The following is a 22,078-nucleotide window of genomic DNA, read 5'->3' as shown; positions in this document are numbered from 1 at the left end:
ACTTCTAGCAACGATTGGAAAAAATCCGTATAAGGAAAAAAGCCGTGACCTTAGGAGTCACGGCTTTTTTCCTTAGCTAGTTTTTTAATCTCTTAACATAAGATGATTCAGGTGTGACAAACAAAGTTTGTTGATGATCATAAATAACATATCCTGGTTTCGCACCCGATGGCTTCTTCACATGTTTGATCTGCGTGTAATCGACAGGCACGGTGGAAGATTGACTAGATTTACTAAAATTGGCTGCCAATTGAGCTGCCTCAAATAGTGTATCTTCAGAAGGGTTTTCATCCCGTATCACGACGTGAGACCCTGGGATGTCTTTCGCGTGCAGCCAAATATCCGATTTGTTGGCCATCCGATTTGTCAGGTATTCATTTTGCTTATTATTTCGTCCTACAAAAATGGGCGTACCATCACTCGACACAAAGCTTTCAGGTGCCGGCTTTGAAGGTTTGTTTTTCTTTTTATTCGATGGAGAAGGTTTCTTCTTTAAATAACCCTGTTCACGCAGCTCTTCTCTAATTTCTTCAATATCTTGCTCGCGAGCAGATTCAACTTGCTGAATAAGCCTTTCAAAATATGAAATCTCATCTTCTGCTTTTTTAATTTCCTGTTGGACCACTTGCTTTGATTTTTTCAGCTTTTGATAGATTTGGAAATAGCTTTGAGCATTTTCACTTGGAGTTTTATTCGGATTCAGTTCAATCGTTCTTTCCGCTTGGTCAGGATCGTAATAATCAATGACCGTTACTTCGCTATCTCCGTTTTTGACCATATGCATATGAGCGGTCAAAAGTTCGCCAAGTCGCTGATACTCTTCGGCTGATTCTGATTTTTTCAGTGTGTGGTGATGCTTCTTGATTTTCCGAACATTTTTATCTTTTTCGTTTTTCAAAAGACGGTAGAGATCTCCGGCTTGCTGTTTGACACGATCTCGTTCTGCTTTTCCTGAGTAGTAGGCGTCTAGCATAGCACTGACGCTATCAAATTCCTCTGCTTCATCAGAAAAACCATGGAGCGGCAGAACATGAAACTGTTCTCGATCTCCAAAATGTACCTGTGGTTGATAATCGTGGTTTAAGATTCGCTCCCGTACTTGATCATAAGCCTTTTTATAAGCTTCAGGCCCTCCAAGGTTGGCTTGATAAGCAATTTCTTTTGTGATCATTGGGGAGAATCCCATAACCACACCAAGGATTTGTTTATCCATCTTGCCAGCATTAAAATCCAGTTTTTTTATCAGTGATTTTGGTTCCAAATCTATTGGGCTTATTTTTCCTTGTTCTGGCGGGAGTTTGTATGGCTGTCCTGGCATAATCGTTCGATGCCGGTTTTGAGAAGGGGGCAAATGTTTGATGCTGTCTAAAATATGCCCCTGTTCTTCATCAATCAGAAGGATATTAGAATGTTTTCCCATGACCTCGATAATTAACGTTTTAACCGTTTCGTCTCCGATTTCATTCCTGCTCCGTATATGGAACTTGACGATTCGTTCCATTTCCACTTGTTCAATATTCTCAATGAACCCCCCGACAAGATGTTTACGCAGGAGCATACAGAGCATAGGAGGCTCTTTCGGATTAGAATATTGGTCTTCGGTTAAATGAAAACGCGCATAACTCGAATGTGCAGATAGTAAAAGGGTGTGATTTTTTCTTTGTGCCCTTACTGTGAAAATCAGTTCCGTATCAGTAGGCTGATAAATTTTCATAACTCTTCCGGACTGAATTGTTTCGTTTAATTCGTTCGTAATCGCTCTAGTTACAATTCCATCAAAAGACATAGCGTTCACCTCTCTAAGATTTCAGTATAGCATGATTTTCTTCTGAATCTCTAAATATATGATTTAATATAGTCAATGATTCGCATTACGTTTGAGTATTTTGGTAAAATTAGATAGGAGATTCTAATAGATAGTTGGATGTGATGATATATGGTCAAAAGTATGACAGGTTATGGGAAAAAGAGTATTGAAGTCGGAGAAACTCGCCTTCATGTGGAAATTCGTTCTGTTAACCACCGTTATTTGGACATTTCTGCAAAACTGCCGCGGAATCTATTGTTCATAGAAGAAAAATTAAAACGAAAAATTCGAGAAGTTCTTTCAAGAGGGCGTATTGACTTATTCATAACGGTTGAAGGACAAAGTATATTTGAAAAGAAAGTAGATGTAGACTGGCGGATTTTAGATCAATACTTAGAAAAATTGAAGGGAATCAAGGCTCGGTACGATTTGACTGAACATATATCTATTGATATGGTTACCAAGTTAGAGGATGTGTTCTCGGTGCAAGAGATCGAAGAGAATACAAATGAATTACAGGAAGCACTGACCTCTTCAATGGAGGATGCTTTAAATCGCGTGATTGTAATGAGGAAGGCAGAGGGTGAGCGTCTTAAAAAAGACTTGCTGCAAAGAATTTCAAAAGTAAGCTCATTCTTGGAGAAGCTGGAAGAGCGAAGACCTTGGGTAGTGGAAGAATATAAAGAGCGTATCCGTGCAAGGATCGAAGAATATACCAGAGAAGAAATTCAACTAGATGATACGAGAATTTTACAAGAGGTTGGCATCCTTGCTGAAAAAGGGGACGTGACGGAAGAAATTACTCGCATGCATTCCCACTTATCTCAGTTCTCGCAGATCCTGACGCTGGAAGAACCTATCGGCCGCCGTCTTGATTTTATAGTACAGGAAATGCACAGGGAAGTGAATACGATTGGCTCTAAGTCCAATGATGCAAAGCTGACCGAGTGGGTCGTAGATTTAAAGAATGAAATCGAGAAAATGAAAGAACAAGTCCAAAATGTTGAATAACAATTGTGTTTACCGCTAGTTTTTTCATATAATAGAGGTAGTCATTTTTAGGTTTCGCACGAAGAAGGAGGAGACAGCTTTGAGTTTAAAATTAATTAATATCGGCTTTGGTAATGTGGTTTCAGCAAACCGGATTATTTCGATCGTTTCTCCGGAGTCCGCTCCAATCAAACGTATCATTACCGTTGCACGTGACAATAATAAATTAGTAGATGCTACATACGGACGCCGTACCCGTGCGGTCATCGTGACAGACAGTGACCATGTCGTTTTATCCGCTGTTCAACCTGAGACAGTCGGTCAGCGCGTAATCAATAACGACGAGATATCAGACGAGAACTAGGAGGACCTTTGCTGTGATAGATGAGAAAGGAATTTTATTCATTCTTTCCGGACCTTCGGGTGTTGGGAAAGGAACAGTGCGAAAGGCACTTTTTGAACAATCGACAGACTTGCGCTATTCCATATCCATGACGACGCGTGCCCCCCGTGAGGGCGAGGTAGATGGAGTAGATTATTTTTTCAAAAGCCGCGATGAATTTGAAAAATTGATCAGTGAAGGGCAGCTGATCGAACATGCCGAATACGTTGGTAATTATTATGGAACACCAAGGCAGTATGTCGAACAAACCTTGAATGAAGGAAAAGATGTATTCCTTGAGATAGAGGTGCAGGGCGCATTGAAAGTCCGCGAGAACTTCCCTCAGGGCGTTTTTATCTTCTTGATTCCACCTTCTTTGGAAGAATTGAAAGACCGCATTGTCAATCGAGGAACGGAAACAGAAGAAAAAGTGAAAAATCGATTGCTTGCGGCGAAAGAAGAGATCGATATGATGGATGCGTATGATTACGTCGTTGTTAATGATGAAATTAATCATGCCGTGAAAAAGGTACAATCCATCGTTTCAAGTGAACATTGCAAACGTGAACGTGTGGCCAATCAATATAAAAAAGCATTGGAGGAATAAGTTATGATGTTAGAGCCATCTATTGATTCTTTACAAAAGCAGATTAAATCCAAGTACACTCTTGTTACTCTTTCAGCTAGAAGAGCACGTGAACTGAAACAAGGAAGTGCTCCGATGATAGATAATCCAACTTCTCATCAGCAAGTAGGAGTGGCACTTGAGGAAATCCGTGATGGGAAACTGAATTTCACGTATTCCGATGAAATCCAGTCTCGTACTGAAACGACATAATGCATGCAAGAGCCGCGCTATTAATACCTAATTAGCGCGGTTTTTCTTATCAATTGCTCTAAGTTTTAGAAAATTGTTCAAACATATTTCGGGTTCACAACAGAAGGAGTGTGTCGGATGTTAAAAGGAAAAAGAATTGTTTTAGGGGTTTCAGGAGGAATTGCTGCCTATAAAGCAGCTGCCTTGACTAGTAAGTTAGTCCAGTCCGGGGCTCATGTAAAGGTAATTATGACAGAAAGCGCACAAAAATTTGTTGCACCGACTACATTCCAGGCTTTATCAAGACAACCTGTTTACACAGATACGTTCGACGAACAGGATCCCTCCCAAATTCAACATATCGATGTCGCCGACTGGGCTGACTTGATTTTGCTTGCACCCGCGACCGCCAATGTCATTGGTAAACTTACCGGAGGTATAGCTGACGACATGCTGACCACTACACTCCTGGCAACAGAGGCTCCTGTTTATTTAGCGCCGGCCATGAATGTACATATGTATAGTCATCCTGCTGTCATGCACAATATGAAACAACTGGATGACTGGGGCTTCAAATTCATTGAACCAGGGGAAGGTTACCTTGCATGTGGATACGTAGGGAAAGGACGTTTAGAAGAGCCTGAAACCATTGTAAAGGTATTGGAAGAAGAACAGAAAAAGAAGCAGCTGCTTAAAGGAGTTAAAGTACTGATCACTGCAGGACCTACAAGGGAAAAGATCGATCCTGTGCGTTTTTTTACTAATCCTTCAACAGGAAAGATGGGGTATGCGCTGGCTCGTCAAGCTTCATCGTTAGGAGCTGAAGTGACGTTGGTTTCTGGACCTGTAGGACTATCGACTCCAGCAGGGGTTAGGCGTATTGATGTGACAACAGCAGAAGAGATGTATCATCAAGTGCTTGAGCATTATCCTGCGAGTGAGTTAGTGATTAAATCCGCAGCGGTGGCTGATTACCGCCCAAGAGTGACGTATGATCAAAAGATGAAAAAAACTCCTGGAGAATATGTCGTTGAGATGGAGCGAACAAGAGATATTTTAATGGAACTAGGCGAACGAAAGGAACATCAATACTTAATAGGGTTCGCAGCGGAGACGCAGGATGTAGAGGAGTACGGCAGGCAGAAACTTAAATCGAAAAACCTGGACGCTATAGTAATCAATAACGTATCGGAAGAAGGGGCTGGTTTTGGGGTCGATACCAATGTATCTCTTTGGCTGACGAAGGATGGAGAACAAAAATCTTTTCCACTTATGAGTAAAGATGATCTGGCTAAGAGGATTATTGAGGAAGCTGCCCGTCAGATGAAGGGTGACTATGCGTGAGTATAGCTAATGTAATTGTTGACGTCCCTTCTCAAAATACAAACCGTCCATTTGATTACAGAGTCCCAAAAAAATTCGAAGGGATCGTTCAGCCGGGGGTGCGTGTCATTATTCCATTTGGACCGAGAAAGATTATGGGGTATGTCGTATCACTAGCGGAGAAAACTGACTTTACCAAGGTGAAGAACATCATTGATGTCCTAGACGTTACTCCTGTCCTGACTCATGAACTTCTTCACCTCGGAAAATGGCTTTCTCAACAAACGCTCAGCTTTTATATTTCTTGCCTTCAGGTCATGCTTCCTCAAGTGATGAAAGCAAAGTATCGTAAAGAACTTTGGAAGCTTTCAGAAGAAAAGCTGAATTCAGAGCTTGAGAATGTTTTTGGTGGAAGAGCGGTTATTGATTACGAGGAATTCGAACAAGCCGGGATCAGTTATCATATCCTGCGAAAACATATCGACGAAGGGGAAGTTGATGTTCACTACGAAGTTAAAAGCAGGGAAACTAAAAAGGTTACTCCTATGGTTGAACCGAAAATGGATGAAATAGGACTTGAAGAAGTACTTGTGGACCTTTCATCGAAGGCAAAGAAACAACGGGCAATCGTAGAATTTTTCATGGACCATCAGGAGCCTATGCCAAAGAAACACTTGCTTGAAACTTTATCAACGACTTCTGCATCCTTGAAACCTCTTGTAAAACAAGGAATTATAAGGGAATTTAAACAAGAAGTCTTTAGAGATCCATATGAAAATAGAGAATTTAAACGAACACAACCATTTGAACTTACAGAAGAGCAGGCACTGGCAATTCAGCCAATCTTAAAAACGATAGAAGAAAAGCAGCATGATGTGTTTCTTCTGCATGGAGTGACTGGCAGCGGGAAGACAGAAGTCTATTTGCAATCAATTCAAAGAGTAATCGATGATGGAAAAGAAGCGGTTATGCTCGTGCCAGAGATTGCTTTGACGCCCCAAATGGTTGAACGTTTTAAAGGAAGATTTGGCTCAAATGTTGCGGTTTTGCACAGTGCCCTATCTGCAGGAGAGAAATATGATGAATGGAGAAAAATTCAACGAAAAGAAGTTCAAGTCGTAGTTGGAGCGAGGTCAGCGATTTTTGCACCGTTCACGAAGATCGGACTCATTATTATAGATGAAGAACATGAGACGAGTTATAAACAAGAAGATCGGACACGTTATCATGCACGAGACGTGGCAATTGAAAGAGCAAAGAATCATCAATGTCCTGTTGTTCTCGGCAGTGCAACACCGGCACTAGAAAGCTACGCACGTGCAGTCAAGGGAAATTATCAGCTCCTAACACTTTCAAAACGGATGAATGATGCTGTCATGCCTGAAGTAGAGCTGATAGATATGAGAGAAGAGCTTCATGACGGAAACCGTTCGATGTTTTCTCGTATTTTAATAGAGAAAATAGAGGATCGGCTAACAAAAGGAGAACAAGTGGTGCTCTTCTTAAACAGGCGAGGCTATTCAACCTTCGTCATGTGTCGCGACTGCGGTCACGTTCAGGAATGTCCACACTGTGATATTGCCTTAACTTATCATAAGAATCAAAATCGTTTAAAATGCCACTACTGTTCTCACGAAGAATCGATGCCAACTCAATGTCCAGAATGTGAAAGTAAAACCATCCGTTACTTTGGGACAGGCACACAGAAGGTAGAAGAAGCATTGCAGCAATTGGTTCCGGAAGCAAGAGTATTAAGAATGGACGTAGATACAACTCGAAGGAAGGGAGCCCATGAGCGTCTGCTTACGAAGTTTGGAAACAAAGAAGCTGACATTCTCCTTGGGACCCAAATGATTGCGAAAGGTCTTGATTTTGGTAACGTCACACTTGTCGGCGTGTTAGCTGCGGATGCAATGCTGAATCTCCCGGATTTCCGCGCTTCTGAAAAGACTTTCCAGCTGCTTACCCAAGTCAGCGGAAGAGCAGGGCGCCACGAAAAGCCTGGTGAAGTGATTGTGCAAACGTACACACCTGACCATTACAGTATTGATCTTGCGAGTCAATATGAGTATGAACAATTTTTTGCGGAAGAGATGAAGATCAGAAAGGCATTCAATTACCCGCCATACTATTTTTTGACCTTAATTACGGTCTCTCATCCAAACCAGTTGAAGGTCCAGGAAGTTACCCGGAAGATTGTTCAATTTATGCAGCAGAAGCTTTCCAATCAGTCCTATATTCTAGGGCCAACTCCCTCTGCCCTGACTCGGATCAACAATAGATATCGGTACCAATGCATGGTAAAATACAAGAAGGAACCAGAGCAGCGGAAATTAATTGAACGAATTCTGCATTACTATGAAGATGAAATGAAACAAGAAAACGGATTGCAAATCATTGTAGATTTTCAACCGTACCAGTTGATGTAAGAAAGGAGCTACACATCATGACACGAATTGCATTTATGGGGACACCTGATTTTGCAGTCCCAGTCCTGGACCGCATCGTAGAAGATGGTTACGAAGTGGTCCTAGTCATAACACAGCCTGACCGACCTAAAGGCAGAAAAAAGGTGATGACACCACCTCCTGTAAAAATGGCTGCTGAAAAACATGGTATTCCAGTTTTCCAGCCAGAGAAGATCAAGAACGAGTATGAAGAGGTATTGAAACACGAACCTGATTTAATCGTGACGGCGGCATTCGGACAGATTTTGCCCGAGGCCCTTCTGGAGGCACCTACATATGGATGCATTAACGTCCATGCTTCTTTATTGCCAGAGTTGAGAGGCGGTGCGCCGATTCATTATGCCATCCTTCAAGGGAAGAAGGAGACTGGTGTAACCATTATGTATATGGTTAAGAAATTGGATGCAGGAGACATGCTTGCCAAAGTGACCGTTCCGATTGACGATGAAGATCATGTTGGAACTCTCCACGATAAGCTTTCAGTAGCTGGTGCTGATTTACTGGCTCAAACTCTTCCTAAGTTGCTAAAAGGAGAGATAGAGGCAGAGGAACAGGATCACGGAACGGCAACTTTCGCTTCGAACATTAAACGTGAACAGGAGCTTATTGATTGGTCAAAGGACCAGCAAACGGTTTACAACCATGTTCGTGGATTACATCCATGGCCTGTGGCTTTCACTTTTTGGAAAGGCAAACCACTGAAAATATGGTGGGCCGAGAAAGTAAACGGTACATTTGACGAGCAGCCTGGAACAGTCGTTAGAGTTGACGAAAATGGTTTTCTCGTTCAGACAGGTGATCGAAAAGCTTTAAAAATAGTAGAATTACAGCCATCTGGGAAAAAGAAAATGAATGGGGAATCCTTCATTAATGGGGCTGGGCAATCTCTTTCTGAGGGCGATCGTTTGGGGGAGAACGATGAGTAAATATGTTCTCAGAGAAACGGCCCTTCACCTTCTTACAAGAATCGGTGAACAGGGCGGGTTCAGCCATGTGCTCCTTGACAGAGAAATTAAAAAACAAAACTTGTCCCCTCAAGACGGTGGCTTGCTGACAGAAATCGTATATGGAACACTACAAAGAAGAGATTTGATTGACTATTATCTGCAGCCTTATTTATCGAAGCAGAAAAAATTAAAGCCATGGGTAAAATGGCTCTTATACATGTCTGTCTATCAAATGAAATTTTTGGAGCGTGTTCCTGATCACGCCATTCTTCATGAAGCTGTCGAAATAGCCAAGAAAAAAGGACATAAAGGAATTTCCTCTTTAACTAACGGAGTATTGCGTAATGTACAGAGGAACGAGACGAGAGATTTGAACGAGATTTCTGATCTGATTGAACGTATTGCAGTTGAGACAAGCCATCCTAGGTGGCTGGTTGAACGTTGGATGGAGCAATACGGTGAAGAAGTTACGACAAATATGTGCCGCGCCAATATGCAGCATTTGCCCATGTCTGTCAGGGTGCAGCCGATGAGAATCTCTAGAAGTGCTGCAATAGAGGAACTTGAAAGAGATGGATATGAAGTCGGAGAAAGTATCTTTTCAGAACAAGGTCTCATCGTATCTCAAGGCAATATTTTAAACCATCCATTATTTATGGATGGAAAATTGACTGTTCAGGATCAAAGCTCCATGCTTGTAGCAGAGATGATGAATTTGGAAGAAGGTTTGACTGTCCTGGACGCCTGTAGCGCACCAGGAGGAAAAACAACACATATTGCTGAAAAAATGAATGATACTGGTCAAATTCTTGCGTATGATTTGCATGAAAAAAAGGCTAAAATGGTTAGTAAGAAGGCGGAACAGCTTCAGCTAACTTCAATTGATGCTGCTCAGGCGGATTCAAGAACATTGCAAGACATTCACTCTGGTCAGAGTTTTGATCGAATATTGCTCGATGCTCCATGTTCAGGCTTGGGTGTTCTTAGAGGAAAACCCGATATTAAGTATCATAAAAAAGTAGAAGATATTTTTTCCTTGAGGAAGATACAGGATGATCTACTAGAACATATAGCTCCACTTCTTAAGGAAGATGGCAAATTCATATATAGTACATGTACCGTAGACCAGCATGAAAACGAAGAAGCCATTAAGCATTTCTTAAATAATCATCCAGACTTTTCAATAGATCCAGACTTTGTTTCAGATCTTCCAGAGCCGTTGCAGCAATCGGAAGGGTTGAGTGAGTACGGACTACAGATCTTTCCATATCAATGGGATACGGATGGTTTTTTCCTAACAAGGCTAGTGAAAAAATAAAACACTGCAGTCTTATGAAAAAATTACCTAATTGAGCTCCCTTCCACTGTACATAACGGGAAGGGGGCAACAGAAATGAGGTGAGTCCATGAATGGTTATTTTCTAACAGATCAAGGAAAAGTAAGAAATCATAATGAAGATGCTGGTGGAGTGTTTAAGAATGATGCCGGCCAAATTCTTGCAGTAGTCGCAGACGGCATGGGTGGGCACCGTGCAGGTGATGTGGCAAGTGAACTTGCAATATCCCGGTTACATAAACGATGGCAGGAAACTGAAGCCTTACAATCACCTGAGCAATCAGAACAGTGGGTAAAAGATTCTATTCAATCTGTTAATCTTGAAATTAAAGATTATGCAGAAAGACACGAGGACTGTTACGGAATGGGAACGACTGTGGTCGTTGTTGTATGTACCAAACAATTTTTTACGGTCGCACACATAGGAGACAGCCGCTGTTATATGGCCAATTCCTTTGGATTCAAACAGTTAACGGAAGATCATTCTCTTGTAAACGAACTTGTGCGATCTGGACAGATAACTGAAGAGCAGGCTGAACATCACCCTCGAAAAAATGTACTTCTTAAAGCTTTGGGGACAGAATATGATATCACTGCTGATATTCATACTTTAGCTTTTGAACCGGATGACCGTCTCTTGTTATGTACAGATGGATTAACGAATAAAGTCCGTGATGATGAGCTCTCAGGGCTTTCAGACTACGAAGGTGACTGGTCAGAATTTTGTCAAAAGTTCGTGGATTTAGCCAATGAACGTGGTGGAGAAGACAACATTACTCTTGCCGTGGTGCATTATGACCGTACTGCTGAGAAAGAGGGTGCTGAGTAATGCTGAACGACCGTCTCCTTAGTGAACGTTATCAAATAGGGGAGATGATAGGCGGCGGTGGAATGGCTAACGTCTATTTAGCTCATGACATCATATTAGATCGTAATGTTGCGATCAAAGTTTTGCGACTCGAGCACGGAAACGATGAAGAATTTATTGCGAGGTTTCACAGAGAAGCTCAATCCGCAACAAGCTTGTCTCATCCGAATATTGTCAATATATATGATGTTGGCGAAGAAGACGACATCTACTATATGGTGATGGAGTATGTTGACGGTATGACGTTGAAGCAATATATTCAGCAGCATAGTCCCATTGAAATCTCGGAAGCCGTTGACATTATGAGACAAGTAACTTCAGCTATTTCCCACGCCCATGATAATGAAATCGTCCATAGGGATATTAAGCCACAGAATATCCTGATTGATCACTATGGTCATGTGAAAGTGACTGACTTTGGTATAGCCATGGCACTAAGTGCTACAGCGTTGACTCAGACAAATTCAGTGCTAGGATCTGTTCACTATCTTTCACCTGAGCAGGCTAGAGGCGGAATGGCTACAAAAAAATCTGATGTCTACTCCCTGGGAATCGTTTTCTTTGAATTGTTAACGGGGCGTCTGCCTTTTTCAGGCGAGTCCCCGGTTTCAATTGCTCTAAAACATTTACAGCATGAAACTCCATCCTTGAAGAGGTGGATCAATGATTTACCTCAAAGTGTCGAAAATATTGTATTGAAAGCGACTGCCAAGGATCCATTCCATCGTTATGAATCGGTCTATGATATGGAAGCTGACTTAGAAACGTCTCTAGAACCCGAACGATTAAATGAGCCAGAGTTCCAAGTTCCAGAGGAAGATGAAGACGAAAAGACAAAGGCCATTCCAGTCATAACTCAAGATGCTTACGGCGAACAGCCTGAAGAGAATACTATTATTCACACGAACTCTAGTCCGAGTACGTCCAATACAAAGAAGATCGTTAATGAACGTCCGGACTCGGAAAACAAGAATTCTTCACAGCCCTCAGTTAAGAAGAAAAAGAAAAAACGAAAAGCATGGCCATGGGTGGTCTCCCTATTAGCACTACTTCTTATCGGAGGTCTCATTGCCATTTTCACTATTCCCGGGATCGTCCAACCTGCAAATGTAGAAATGATCGACGTCACAGGAATGGAATATGAAGAAGCTTACAGTCGATTGAACGATCTCAATCTTAATGTGAAGCGGGAGACCATGCATTCGGAAGAGGTTCAGGAGGGCATGGTTGTAAGAACAGATCCTGAAGAGGGACGAATTATTAAAGAAGAATCTGAGGTTACTGTTTATTCTAGTCTTGGAAGAGAGAAAGATGAATTCGAGGATTATACTGGTCAACAATTTGAGCGAGTAGAGCAGGAACTTAAGGATAAAGGATATAATTCAATCCGATCCTACAGAGAGCCAAGCGATCAACCTGAAGGAGAAATCATCACTCAAGTGGCACCAGAGCCTGGGGACAAGGTATTACCAGACCAGATTAGTGTCATTTTTGAGGTTAGCAGCGGCCCGCCTATGGTCGAGGTAGATAATTTGAGAGGGATGACCCAAGAAGAAGCGACGAATTACTTATCCAACAAAAAATTAAAAGTTGATCCAACAGAAAATTATTCACAATCCCCTCAAGGACAAGTGATTTCTCAAGATCCTGAAGCAGGAACTGAGGTTAAAGAAGGTTCTACAGTATCAATAACTGTCTCCTTAGGACCAAAAGAGGAGCCCCCAAGAACAGAAACCGTTACGGTCGAAGTACCTTTTGATGAAGAATCAGAAGAAACAGAACAGGAAGTACTCATCTATGTAGGTGATATGGACAGCGATATATCTGAAGTGAGCAGGAAGGAAACGATTAAAGAAACCACTTCATTTGATATCGAACTGACGATAGAGCCCGGTTCAGAGGCATCGTATAAAGTTCAAAGAGGTGAACAAGTAATTGATGAAGGCACTGTTGAATATTAAGAAGGTAATAGCATGCCGGTAGGGAAAATAATTAAAGCGCTAAGTGGTTTTTATTACGTATGGCATGAAGGCGCAGTTTATCAATGCAGAGGCAGAGGGAATTTTAGAAAGCGTAAAGTCTCACCTCTGGTTGGTGACATGGTTGAATTTAAAGCTGAAAAACAAGATGAAGGCTATATTCTCTCCATAGAAGAAAGAAAAAATGAGTTTGTTCGGCCGCCCATTGCAAACGTTGATCAAGCGCTGATCGTCACATCAGCTATGCATCCAGATTTTAATGCTCTCTTGCTGGATCGCTTCTTAGTACTCGTTGAAGCTAAAAGGATTGAACCATTTATTGTAATTTCAAAAATGGATCAATTAACTGATGAGCAAACAGAAAAGATGAAGGACTATAAGCAAATGTATGAAGCGATTGGTTATCCTGTTATTCTGTCAGCTGTCGATGATGAAGAAGCAATGGATCAAGTTCAATCCCATCTTGCAGGACGGACCACAGTCATTGCTGGTCAGTCCGGTGTTGGAAAGTCATCATTACTAAATTCCATCGATCCTAGGCTAGCGATTGATACGAATGAGATTTCAGAGAGTCTGGGAAGAGGTAAACACACCACAAGACATGTAGAATTGTACGAAATTGCAAGAGGACTTGTTGCCGACACTCCAGGTTTCAGTTCGCTAGAGTTCGGTGATTTGGAAACTGAGCAATTGCCTGAGTGTTTTCCTGAATTTGTCGAAGTTCAGGATGGATGCAAATTCAGAGGCTGCCTTCATAATAAAGAACCAAAGTGTGCCGTTAAAGCAGCTGTGTCTGAAGGGAAGATATCTGGACAGAGATATGAGCACTATTTACAGTTCCTTGAAGAAATACAGAAAAGAAAGCCGAGGTATTAATTATGACTAAAATTGCACCATCCATTCTTGCATCCGACTTTGCCAAACTTGGTGAGGAAATTCAGGATGTTGAGAAAGCAGGAGCCGATTATATCCATGTTGACGTCATGGATGGTCATTTTGTTCCTAACATTACGATTGGTCCATTGATTGTCGATGCGATTCGTCCGAAAACTTCTTTACCGCTGGATGTCCATTTAATGATTGAAAATCCAGACTATTATATTGAAGCTTTTGCAAAAGCAGGTTCAGATATCATCACTGTTCATCAGGAAGCTTGTCCTCATTTGCATCGGACCATCCAATTGATCAAAAGCCATGGAGTAAAAGCTGGAGTGGTGATCAATCCTGCTACCCCTGCTGAAATGATCAAACCGATTTTAGCTGATGTGGATTTAGTTCTTCTTATGACGGTTAATCCTGGGTTTGGTGGACAATCGTTTATTGAATCCGTCGTACCGAAAATTGGTGAAATAGCACAATGGCGAGAAGAGCTTGGGTTATCCTTCGAAATTGAAGTAGATGGCGGCGTAAAAGCAGAAACTGCTTCTGTTTGTGTGGAAGCAGGAGCTGATGTCCTTGTTGCGGGCAGTGCGATTTTCAATCAACCTGATCGTAAAGAGGCTATCGATTTAATTCGAAGATCCTTGTAAAGCAAAGGTCAATATTGCAAAAAAAGCCCAGGGAATTGCATGTGCGGTTCCGTTGGGCTTTTTCTTTAAGTGAGGTGAAAATAACTTGAGTAGAACGGTAGCCATAATTGGAGGAGGACCAAAAACTTTTATTCCGGATTTAACTGCCTACGACAAAGACGGAGTGCTTTGGATTGGAGCAGATCAGGGAGCAGAAGTATTACTTGAAAGAGAATTAATTCCAGATTTCTCTATTGGGGATTTCGATTCTGTCAGTAAAGCTTCTCTAGAAAAAATTAAGGAAAAGTCTGCAGCGTACGAAGTGTATCCAAATGAAAAGGACGAAACAGATCTTGAACTTGCCATTAGGAAAGCACTGAAATGGGAGCCTCAGCATATTCTATTATTCGGAGTAACGGGTGGAAGAATGGATCATTCCCTCGCCAACATCCAGCTTCTTTATCCTTTAATGCAAAAAAATGTTCAGGCCAAAATTATCGATGTACAAAATCAGGTGGAATTAGTTTCTTCAGGGGTGCATACAATTGAAGCGGATGAGCATTATCCTTATCTTTCTTTTCTTCCAATTACACTGGAAGTGAAGAAACTGACGCTCACTGGATTTTATTATCCATTAACTGAGGCTTATCTTCCATATGGTTCGACCTTATGCATATCAAACAGGCTGATTCAAGAAGCAGGTACTTTTTCTTTTGAGTCTGGCATACTCTTAGTAATAAGAAGTAAAGACTTGCCTAATAGAGGATAACGAAGGGCGTTTCGCATTAGCTTTATATATGAGGAGGGGGCTCTTTGAAGTTTTATACGATCAAACTCCCAAGATTTGTCGGGGGTTTAGTACGCGCAGTCATAAGTACTTTTAAAAAAGACTAAGGTGTGTCAGTCAATTAAGACAGATTCCCTAGAACAAGACCCGCATTCGTAAGGCATTTGCCACGATGCGGGTCTTGTTCTTATAAAATAACGAATAGGCATCAATTAAACAACATTTAAATGGTGTCGTACCTATCTTCAATTACCAGCGGTGATTTCCTCTAATATAATTCATAGCGGAACCACTTTGGTATCAAAATTCTAAGGATAAATATGCAAGCATAAAAAAAGCACCCTCCAAGGGGGTGCTTTTTTTAATCGAAGATCATTCTTCGATGAATGTGCTTTGTTAATTATACACGTTGTACTTTACCAGATTTCAATTCACGAGCAGTGACATAAACTTTTTTAGGTTTGCCATCCACTAGGATACGTACTTTTTGTACATTAGCTTTAAATTTACGTTTATTAGCGTTCATTGCGTGTGAACGGTGGTTTCCGGAACGTGTACCTTTACCAGAAATTACGCTTCTGCGTGCCATATGAAAATCCCTCCTGTTACTTACATAAATCATCAGATACTTAGTAACTGTATCATATCAAATGTATGTTTGCAATATAGCAGCTGAAATTATATCAAGAATTTTCTCTTGACAGATACTATGAATTGATACAAAGTATAGTAGGGGTAACAGTCTCATTTTCTGTACGTAATCATAGCGTTTTCATCCCTTTCATTGTGTTATAATAAGGGATAGAAGATGAGCAGTATAAAGGAGGATATATATGTCCGTTGATTTGAATAATAAATATGGTCATATTACCATCAGTAATGAAGTCATCTCCACCATTGCAGGGGGAGCAGCAGTTGAGTGCTATGGAATCGTGGGCATGGCTTCAAAAAATCAAATTCGTGATGGATTTACAGAAATGCTTCGCAAAGAAAACTTCTCGAAAGGTGTCGTAGTCAGACAGGAAGACGATAACCTTCATATAGACATGTATATCATTGTAAGCTATGGTACAAAAATATCTGAAGTTGCACACAACGTACAATCACAGGTCAAATATACACTCAATAAAACAGTTGGTTTATCCGTAGATTCTGTGAACATTTTCATACAGGGTGTTCGGGTAACGAGCGATTAGGTAAGCGGTGCAGTCAAAGGAGGAAGTAAGCGTGACGTTACAAAAGCTAGACGGCAAAACATTAGCCGAAATGATCTTACAGGGAGCTCATCATTTGAATAAAAATTCTCAAATGATTGACGCTCTCAATGTATTCCCCGTTCCAGATGGAGATACAGGAACCAACATGAATTTATCAATGACTTCAGGCGCGGAAGAAGTAAAAGCTGTTGATCAGAATCATGCTGGTGACGTCTCTAAAGCGCTAGCCAAAGGATTATTGATGGGAGCACGCGGGAACTCCGGCGTTATTCTTTCGCAATTATTCAGAGGATTCTCAAGAGCTATTGAAGCCAAAGAGGTTCTTACAACTAAGGATTTTTCTGATGCATTGCAGGGGGGAGTTGAAACAGCTTATAAAGCTGTGATGAAACCGGTCGAAGGCACGATATTGACCGTTGCCAAAGACTCTGCTGAAGCATCTGTATCATTAGCCGCAAAAGAAAGTGATTTCTTGGCATTCATTGAAGGTGTTGTTGAAGAGGCAAAATCTTCCCTAAAACGGACTCCAGAGCTTCTGCCAGTATTAAAAGAGGTCGGAGTTGTTGATAGTGGAGGGCAAGGACTCTTAACCATTTATGAAGGAATGTTAGCAAATCTGAAAGGCGAAGAGATGCCGGACATCGAAGAAGTTGTTTCTATGGATGATATGGTTAATGCAGAACATCACAAGCTGGCTCAAGACTTCATGAATACAGAAGATATTGAATTTGGATATTGTACAGAATTTATGGTCAAATTTGAAGAAGATAAGCTAGCTGAAAATCCTTATGATGAAGATCAATTTAGGCAGCAATTGAGTGAACTGGGGGATTCATTGCTAGTTGTTTCAGATGAAGAATTAATCAAAGTTCACGTTCACGCTGAATATCCTGGGCAGGCCTTAAGCCTTGGCCAACAATTTGGCAGCTTGGTTAATATGAAGATTGAAAATATGCGTGAGCAGCATACCTCCATCGTAGGAGAAAAGAAAAATGTGAAGAAGCCGGCAAAAGAAAAAGCTGAATATGGCATCGTTACTGTAAGCATGGGTGATGGAATCAAGAAGCTTTTTGAAAGTCTTGGAGCGACAGTCGTTATCCAAGGAGGCCAGACGATGAATCCAAGTACACAGGATATATCTGAGGCGATTAAACAAGCTCATGCTAACAAAGTATTTATTTTACCTAACAATAAAAACATCGTTATGGCTGCAGAGCAAGCGGCTGAGATGGCTGAAGGTGAAGTGTCTGTCATTCCTTCAAAGACAATACCTCAAGGGATGAGCGCTCTGTTAGGTTATAATCCAGAAGCTGATTTTGAAACGAATAAGGATGAGATGACCGGTTTGCTTAGTGAAGTAAAAACTGGGCAGATTACCTATGCTGTTAGGGACACACAAATTGAAGGGCTAACGATTGAAAAAGGCAACTTCATGGGCATCTCAGAAGGAAAAATCTCAGCTACAGATAAAGAAGCTTTGGCGACAGCCAAAACGCTGTTGAATCAAATGATTGATGAAGATGAGGATGAAATTCTTACAATTCTAACCGGTGAAGACGTGGATGAAAAAGATGTTGCAGAACTCGAAGCGTATATCGAAGATACATTTGAGGATTTGGAAGTCGAAATTCATAACGGTGGACAACCTATCTATCCATACATCTTTTCTGTTGAATAAATGAAGCGCAGCGATTAAGCTGCGCTTTTTATTTATTAATTTATTGGTAAGCCTTCGGAATACTGTTGGTTGGGATGAATCAAGTCTATTTGAGATTTATTAGTGGTTTTCCATTAGTTTCTTGGCAATACGTTCGTAGTCGTCTCGATCAATTCCTGGAGCGAACTCTTCGGGCAAGTCTTCTAAATCAGGAATCGGAGCTCCTTCTGGAGTTCCTTGTTTAACGATGAGCTTTTTACCGTTTTCTGGATTAGTTCCTTTCCAGATTTGGTTAATGTCCTTATAATCTGTATCACTCCATGTATAAAGGATATTGTCGAGTCCCTGGTCGATGAATGGTCTGGCGTAATCAAATTGTGTGTTATCTAAATCAGGCACAGGAATCATTTTCTTGACGTCGACTCCTGTAGCTATTTCGAGAGCTTTTGCGTAAGCAAGGGCATGTGTACCTCCCCGGACAAGAAGATAGCCAATCATCTCACGCGCAGTCGGGTGATTGGTCATTTCGTAAACTCTCATTTTATGGGTTCTTGCCCCTAACTCCATTAAGAAGTTGTGCAGCAAATCAAGGACGAGATTTCCGCTATTGAACACATAGTCCCCTGTCCATGATTTACCCATTGAATCAAAAGGCAGCGCAGTTTGAGCAGAGGCTATAAAATGATAAGTATTTCGTTTGTTCAAACCATTCTGGAGTGGTGTGATGTCAGGGTCTCCTGAAAAAGTAACACCCCTCATTAATAAGTTAATCGATTGATTGACAAGCTCTACATGACCGAATTCTTCAGCTGTAATACTTGCTACTAAATCGTAAAATGGTTTAAACTTTTTTTGTTTCTGAAACCAAATGATTGGTACGTCGACATTTCTCCAAATTTTCCTCCCAGAAGCTCTTGGACAGCTGCAGCGGCGTTCGCATCACCATGTTCAGGAATTGAAAGGTGAATCTGCATTCGGTTAATACGTTTAAACATGTTATACCTTATTACTTAGAATTGAGAAGGGGTCACCCAAACAATTTCTTGGGTCCTGATGAAAAAAGGGTTTCCACTGACCTCGACCACTATGTGATCGGGCATGACATTTTTAAGCGGTCCTCTTAGTGAGCCCTGTGATGTTTGGACAACGACATTTGTCCCTGTAATGGATGACAAAGTCTGATATACATAAGGGTCAATCCAAGAAGTCATAGAAATGTTTTGCTGGTTCACATAATTGAGCTCCTTACTAAAATGGTCTTTAGATGTATATGTAAGCATTGACATTATTATTGGATAGGAGAATCAGCTGTGAAATCTATTTGGGCAATTACACATTTTATTTTTATAAGGATGTCAATATTTTTAATTGGGCATATGTTGTTAGTGTAGGAAGAGAGGGGAGAGGTTTTGAGACACAAACGAAATGACTTGCCGGAAATATTTGATGAATCTATTTACAAACTTTTGAAAAGTGTTGATTCCTTTTTTGAAAATGCTTTGGGTAGGATCAGTTCTACAATACGCCCGCTCCCGTTGGGGATCAAAACTTTTGAGACGCCTGACCATTTTCTGATAGAAGTGGAAGGAGTAACGAAAGAACAACTCCGGTATAATGTAATCGATGGATTTTTAAGGATAGAGGTGGAGGAATCTAAAGAGTCCATATTCCAAAATGCCAAGAACGGATTCTCCAGTGAGGAAAGATCTTATCAGCGTGTGGAAAGGTTTATTCCAATTTCAAAAGGTTTAACTAAGAAAGATATAGTAACAACTTATAATGATGGAGTAACCACATTTTATATTCCTAAAGTAAGATAAAGGGATAGGGCATGACAACTTCCCCTTCCCTCAATTTTTACATACACTTTAGTGAATGATGCGAAAAGGGGTGTTAAGAATGCGATGGCACAGATACATCTACCCCAGTAATGCACCATATTACACCTATCCTCCGCCACATTATTTTCCTTATCCGCGTTATGAAGTTTGGCCTCATCGAGTTTATCCTCCAGTTAACCCTAGTACATTCACGAGTTCTGCCCTGCAAATGCATCAATTGATGTTAAAAGCTGATCATCTTATACAGAAACTTGCAAACTCAAAATCCTTTGCTAAACAAGTGATGGATGCTGCTCAAAAAAACGAGAACCAAAAGGTTAAGCAGCTTTTAAAATCAACAGGATTGGATGCTGAAATGGAGACGGATTATAATCCAGACGGGCTCACGATAAAACTTCAATCAGATGTTAACAATATCGACTGCTGTCACTTAAGGATTGCATTGAAGTGGTAGACAATCACAAAAAACACCCTCCAATTTTTCACGGAGGGTGTTTTTGATAGTAAAATATAGTATTTTTTCAAGGCGATTCCACACTTTTTTATTATCCGGTTTCGGCTCCTAGCGACTATCGAGACTTCCCTCGCTTCTGTACGATAAGTCAACATCAAATCGCTTCGCTCTCCGTGTTTCCTTTATCTTCTCCAGCTCAGTCCAGTCCGTACGTCGCTAAACAGTCGCCTCCACACTCAAATTAATGCCCGAGGGTTCGCATGATAAATTCAATGAGAAAGACCATGGCTATAAGGACGACAGGCGTCGATAGTTCTCTTTGTTTTCCGATCGCTATTTTCACAATCGGATAAGCAATGAAACCGAAGGCCATTCCGTCAGCGATGGAGTAGGTGAATGGAATCATAACAATGATTAGGAAAGCCGGCATTGATTCAGACAGCTGATCGAGTGGTATCTCCCTTATGTTTTGGACCATAAGTGCACCGACTATGATAAGAATCGGGCTGATTGCCGTGGAAGGTACCATTGAGATCCATGGGATCAATAAAAGCGTACCGATGAACAGGGCCCCCATCGTTAAAGCTGCTCTTCCAGTTTTTCCACCGGAAGCAATGACAGCTGCACTCTCTGCTGAGGACACAGTCGGTGATGTACCGAAAAGACCGCTAGTCAGGGAGGCGAAAGCTGTGGCTTGGTAAGAACGTTTGAATTTGTCTTCTTGGCCTAGCATGCTCAATTGTCCATGAATTAATCCCATATTCTCAAAGATCAGAACGATGGCTAAAGGAAATACAGCCATCCAAAATCCAAATTCTCCGATGCTGCTGAAGTCGGGCATGAACACCCACGATTGTTCTTTTAAGGAAATCATCTCTCCTGGCTGATTTAATATGCCAGTGAAATATGCGATGACCGTACCCACCACCATTGTGACAAGAAAGTTTCCTGGTACATTTCTTGTGAAAAGGAATATACCGATGAACAAGGTTAAAAGACTTGTAATCACCATGGCAGATGAGGGATTTCCTAAAGTAATCAATGAGTGTTCACCTCGAACGACAAGGCCGCCTTTTTCTAAACCGATCAAAGTTAGAAACATTCCCAGTCCAACCGTTATCGCATGCTTCAATGATTCTGGAATCGCATGCTTCAGCCAATCTCCTAATCTAGTAAAAGCTGTCACTAGAAATAAGAGAGAGGCCATCAACACCACGGCTAGTCCTTCTTGAAAATTCAGGCCTGTACCTTCTACTATAGAATAGGCAAACAGAGCATTGACTCCCATCCCTGGAATGAGAACCATAGGCGCTTTGGCGTATATAGCCATGATCAAACAGCCGATGGCGCTGGCAAGAATTGTTGCAACCATACCGCTTTCAAGCGGCAGACCAGCACTCTCGAGAATTTGACTGTTAACGGCCACGATGTACACTGTTGTGAAGTAACCGATTAAGCCAGCCATAAATTCTTTCTTCCAGCTGACTTGCTTTGTATGCTGTTTTAGCATAACAATCTACCTCTATGAAATTATCCCTCTCCCGCCCGGTTACCGTGTAACCCACAAACATCAATTTTACCTCTTTGTCCGGCATTAATCAATAATTCTTGTTGGATTTTTGTAAATGTTAATCATTTCAGTGGGCAATGTGATAAAATACTTGTGGGCTACCTTGAGATAGAAAGCGTTTTCTTTT

The 22,078-nt window shown here is 41.2% G+C and carries 22 protein-coding genes and 1 pseudogene; 18 read left to right on the top strand and 5 right to left on the bottom strand.

Features of this window, described 5'->3' with window-relative positions; genetic code table 11:
* Window positions 1-76: 76 nt before the first annotated feature.
* Window positions 77-1,786 (bottom strand): Rqc2 family fibronectin-binding protein, encoded by a 1,710-nt coding sequence (locus HM131_RS12090; RefSeq protein ID WP_085030001.1) that lies wholly within the window; start codon window positions 1,784-1,786, stop codon window positions 77-79.
* Window positions 1,787-1,936: 150 nt separating this feature from the next.
* Here HM131_RS12090 and HM131_RS12085 point away from each other — a divergent pair, with 150 nt between their 5' ends.
* From HM131_RS12085 to spoVM, 14 genes are all read left to right on the top strand, one after another.
* Window positions 1,937-2,818, top strand: a complete 882-nt coding sequence (locus HM131_RS12085; RefSeq protein ID WP_085030000.1) for a YicC/YloC family endoribonuclease — start codon at window positions 1,937-1,939, stop codon at window positions 2,816-2,818.
* Between the two features lie 79 nt (window positions 2,819-2,897).
* Window positions 2,898-3,161 carry an extracellular matrix/biofilm regulator RemA gene (gene remA / locus HM131_RS12080; RefSeq protein WP_035545527.1) on the top strand — a complete coding sequence of 88 codons (264 nt, stop codon included), beginning with the start codon at window positions 2,898-2,900 and terminating at the stop codon, window positions 3,159-3,161.
* A gap of 13 nt (window positions 3,162-3,174) precedes the next feature.
* Window positions 3,175-3,786, top strand: a complete 612-nt coding sequence (gmk, locus tag HM131_RS12075; RefSeq protein ID WP_085029999.1) for a guanylate kinase — start codon at window positions 3,175-3,177, stop codon at window positions 3,784-3,786.
* Between the two features lie 3 nt (window positions 3,787-3,789).
* The gene (rpoZ, locus tag HM131_RS12070) at window positions 3,790-4,017 is read left to right on the top strand and encodes a DNA-directed RNA polymerase subunit omega (RefSeq protein ID WP_085029998.1); all 228 of its coding nucleotides are present in this window, start codon (window positions 3,790-3,792) and stop codon (window positions 4,015-4,017) included.
* Between the two features lie 117 nt (window positions 4,018-4,134).
* Window positions 4,135-5,340, top strand: coding sequence for a bifunctional phosphopantothenoylcysteine decarboxylase/phosphopantothenate--cysteine ligase CoaBC (gene coaBC / locus HM131_RS12065; RefSeq protein ID WP_085029997.1), 1,206 nt, complete (start codon window positions 4,135-4,137; stop codon window positions 5,338-5,340).
* A complete protein-coding gene (gene priA / locus HM131_RS12060; RefSeq protein WP_085029996.1) occupies window positions 5,337-7,748 on the top strand; it encodes a primosomal protein N' in 2,412 nt (803 codons plus the stop codon). The genes coaBC and priA overlap by 4 nt, the downstream gene beginning before the upstream one ends.
* Window positions 7,749-7,765: 17 nt before the next feature.
* Window positions 7,766-8,713, top strand: a complete 948-nt coding sequence (gene fmt / locus HM131_RS12055) for a methionyl-tRNA formyltransferase (RefSeq protein WP_085029995.1) — start codon at window positions 7,766-7,768, stop codon at window positions 8,711-8,713.
* Window positions 8,706-10,052 carry a 16S rRNA (cytosine(967)-C(5))-methyltransferase RsmB gene (rsmB, locus tag HM131_RS12050; RefSeq protein WP_085029994.1) on the top strand — a complete coding sequence of 449 codons (1,347 nt, stop codon included), beginning with the start codon at window positions 8,706-8,708 and terminating at the stop codon, window positions 10,050-10,052. The genes fmt and rsmB overlap by 8 nt, the downstream gene beginning before the upstream one ends.
* Before the next feature lie 88 nt (window positions 10,053-10,140).
* On the top strand, window positions 10,141-10,899 hold the full coding sequence (locus HM131_RS12045; RefSeq protein WP_085029993.1) for a Stp1/IreP family PP2C-type Ser/Thr phosphatase: 759 nt from the start codon (window positions 10,141-10,143) through the stop codon (window positions 10,897-10,899).
* Window positions 10,899-12,899, top strand: coding sequence for a Stk1 family PASTA domain-containing Ser/Thr kinase (gene pknB / locus HM131_RS12040; RefSeq protein ID WP_085029992.1), 2,001 nt, complete (start codon window positions 10,899-10,901; stop codon window positions 12,897-12,899). Before HM131_RS12045 ends, pknB begins: the two co-directional genes overlap by 1 nt.
* A 12-nt stretch (window positions 12,900-12,911) precedes the next feature.
* On the top strand, window positions 12,912-13,793 hold the full coding sequence (gene rsgA, locus HM131_RS12035) for a ribosome small subunit-dependent GTPase A (protein ID WP_085029991.1): 882 nt from the start codon (window positions 12,912-12,914) through the stop codon (window positions 13,791-13,793).
* Between the two features lie 2 nt (window positions 13,794-13,795).
* Window positions 13,796-14,446: a ribulose-phosphate 3-epimerase gene (gene rpe / locus HM131_RS12030; RefSeq protein ID WP_085029990.1), complete on the top strand. Its 651-nt coding sequence runs from the start codon at window positions 13,796-13,798 to the stop codon at window positions 14,444-14,446.
* Window positions 14,447-14,531: 85 nt separating this feature from the next.
* The gene (locus tag HM131_RS12025) at window positions 14,532-15,194 is read left to right on the top strand and encodes a thiamine diphosphokinase (RefSeq protein WP_085029989.1); all 663 of its coding nucleotides are present in this window, start codon (window positions 14,532-14,534) and stop codon (window positions 15,192-15,194) included.
* A 44-nt stretch (window positions 15,195-15,238) separates the two neighbouring features.
* Window positions 15,239-15,319: a stage V sporulation protein SpoVM gene (gene spoVM / locus HM131_RS12020; RefSeq protein ID WP_035505439.1), complete on the top strand. Its 81-nt coding sequence runs from the start codon at window positions 15,239-15,241 to the stop codon at window positions 15,317-15,319.
* A gap of 293 nt (window positions 15,320-15,612) precedes the next feature.
* On the opposite strand, the gene rpmB is transcribed toward spoVM, so the two are convergent.
* Window positions 15,613-15,801: a 50S ribosomal protein L28 gene (rpmB, locus tag HM131_RS12015; RefSeq protein WP_085029988.1), complete on the bottom strand. Its 189-nt coding sequence runs from the start codon at window positions 15,799-15,801 to the stop codon at window positions 15,613-15,615.
* A 244-nt stretch (window positions 15,802-16,045) separates the two neighbouring features.
* Between rpmB and HM131_RS12010 the strand changes: the two genes are divergently transcribed.
* Complete coding sequence (locus HM131_RS12010) at window positions 16,046-16,408, top strand: Asp23/Gls24 family envelope stress response protein (RefSeq protein WP_085029987.1); 363 nt, start codon at window positions 16,046-16,048, stop codon at window positions 16,406-16,408.
* Between the two features lie 31 nt (window positions 16,409-16,439).
* Window positions 16,440-18,107, top strand: a complete 1,668-nt coding sequence (locus tag HM131_RS12005; RefSeq protein ID WP_085029986.1) for a DAK2 domain-containing protein — start codon at window positions 16,440-16,442, stop codon at window positions 18,105-18,107.
* Between the two features lie 99 nt (window positions 18,108-18,206).
* Here the strand turns inward: HM131_RS12005 and HM131_RS12000 are convergent.
* Window positions 18,207-19,081: pseudogene (locus tag HM131_RS12000) on the bottom strand (manganese catalase family protein).
* Between the two features lie 15 nt (window positions 19,082-19,096).
* The gene (locus HM131_RS11995; protein ID WP_232324773.1) at window positions 19,097-19,318 is read right to left on the bottom strand and encodes a YuzF family protein; all 222 of its coding nucleotides are present in this window, start codon (window positions 19,316-19,318) and stop codon (window positions 19,097-19,099) included.
* 177 nt (window positions 19,319-19,495) lie between these two features.
* Here HM131_RS11995 and HM131_RS11990 point away from each other — a divergent pair, with 177 nt between their 5' ends.
* Both HM131_RS11990 and HM131_RS11985 read left to right on the top strand, forming a co-directional pair.
* On the top strand, window positions 19,496-19,906 hold the full coding sequence (locus HM131_RS11990; RefSeq protein WP_085029984.1) for an Hsp20/alpha crystallin family protein: 411 nt from the start codon (window positions 19,496-19,498) through the stop codon (window positions 19,904-19,906).
* Between the two features lie 79 nt (window positions 19,907-19,985).
* Window positions 19,986-20,381: a YuzC family spore coat inner layer protein gene (locus HM131_RS11985; RefSeq protein WP_085029983.1), complete on the top strand. Its 396-nt coding sequence runs from the start codon at window positions 19,986-19,988 to the stop codon at window positions 20,379-20,381.
* Window positions 20,382-20,622: 241 nt separating this feature from the next.
* Here HM131_RS11985 and HM131_RS11980 read toward each other — a convergent pair whose 3' ends face one another.
* A complete protein-coding gene (locus tag HM131_RS11980; protein WP_085029982.1) occupies window positions 20,623-21,891 on the bottom strand; it encodes an NCS2 family permease in 1,269 nt (422 codons plus the stop codon).
* Window positions 21,892-22,078 lie beyond the last annotated feature (187 nt).

It is taken from the genome of Halobacillus mangrovi, from assembly GCF_002097535.1.
Taxonomy (GTDB): Bacteria; Bacillota; Bacilli; order Bacillales; family Halobacillaceae; genus Halobacillus; species Halobacillus mangrovi_A.
The sequence above is the reverse complement of the archived record's forward strand: the minus strand, read 5'-3'. Positions and strand labels throughout refer to the sequence as shown.

Coding starts and splice junctions, on each gene's coding strand:
- HM131_RS12090 (WP_085030001.1), bottom strand. CDS start 1,786: ATGTCTTTTGATGGAATTGTAACTAGAGCGATTACGAACGAATTAAAC.
- HM131_RS12085 (WP_085030000.1), top strand. CDS start 1,937: ATGGTCAAAAGTATGACAGGTTATGGGAAAAAGAGTATTGAAGTCGGA.
- rpoZ (WP_085029998.1), top strand. CDS start 3,790: ATGATGTTAGAGCCATCTATTGATTCTTTACAAAAGCAGATTAAATCC.
- coaBC (WP_085029997.1), top strand. CDS start 4,135: ATGTTAAAAGGAAAAAGAATTGTTTTAGGGGTTTCAGGAGGAATTGCT.
- fmt (WP_085029995.1), top strand. CDS start 7,766: ATGACACGAATTGCATTTATGGGGACACCTGATTTTGCAGTCCCAGTC.
- rsmB (WP_085029994.1), top strand. CDS start 8,706: ATGAGTAAATATGTTCTCAGAGAAACGGCCCTTCACCTTCTTACAAGA.
- HM131_RS12045 (WP_085029993.1), top strand. CDS start 10,141: ATGAATGGTTATTTTCTAACAGATCAAGGAAAAGTAAGAAATCATAAT.
- pknB (WP_085029992.1), top strand. CDS start 10,899: ATGCTGAACGACCGTCTCCTTAGTGAACGTTATCAAATAGGGGAGATG.
- rsgA (WP_085029991.1), top strand. CDS start 12,912: ATGCCGGTAGGGAAAATAATTAAAGCGCTAAGTGGTTTTTATTACGTA.
- rpe (WP_085029990.1), top strand. CDS start 13,796: ATGACTAAAATTGCACCATCCATTCTTGCATCCGACTTTGCCAAACTT.
- rpmB (WP_085029988.1), bottom strand. CDS start 15,801: ATGGCACGCAGAAGCGTAATTTCTGGTAAAGGTACACGTTCCGGAAAC.
- HM131_RS12010 (WP_085029987.1), top strand. CDS start 16,046: ATGTCCGTTGATTTGAATAATAAATATGGTCATATTACCATCAGTAAT.
- HM131_RS11985 (WP_085029983.1), top strand. CDS start 19,986: ATGCGATGGCACAGATACATCTACCCCAGTAATGCACCATATTACACC.
- HM131_RS11980 (WP_085029982.1), bottom strand. CDS start 21,891: ATGCTAAAACAGCATACAAAGCAAGTCAGCTGGAAGAAAGAATTTATG.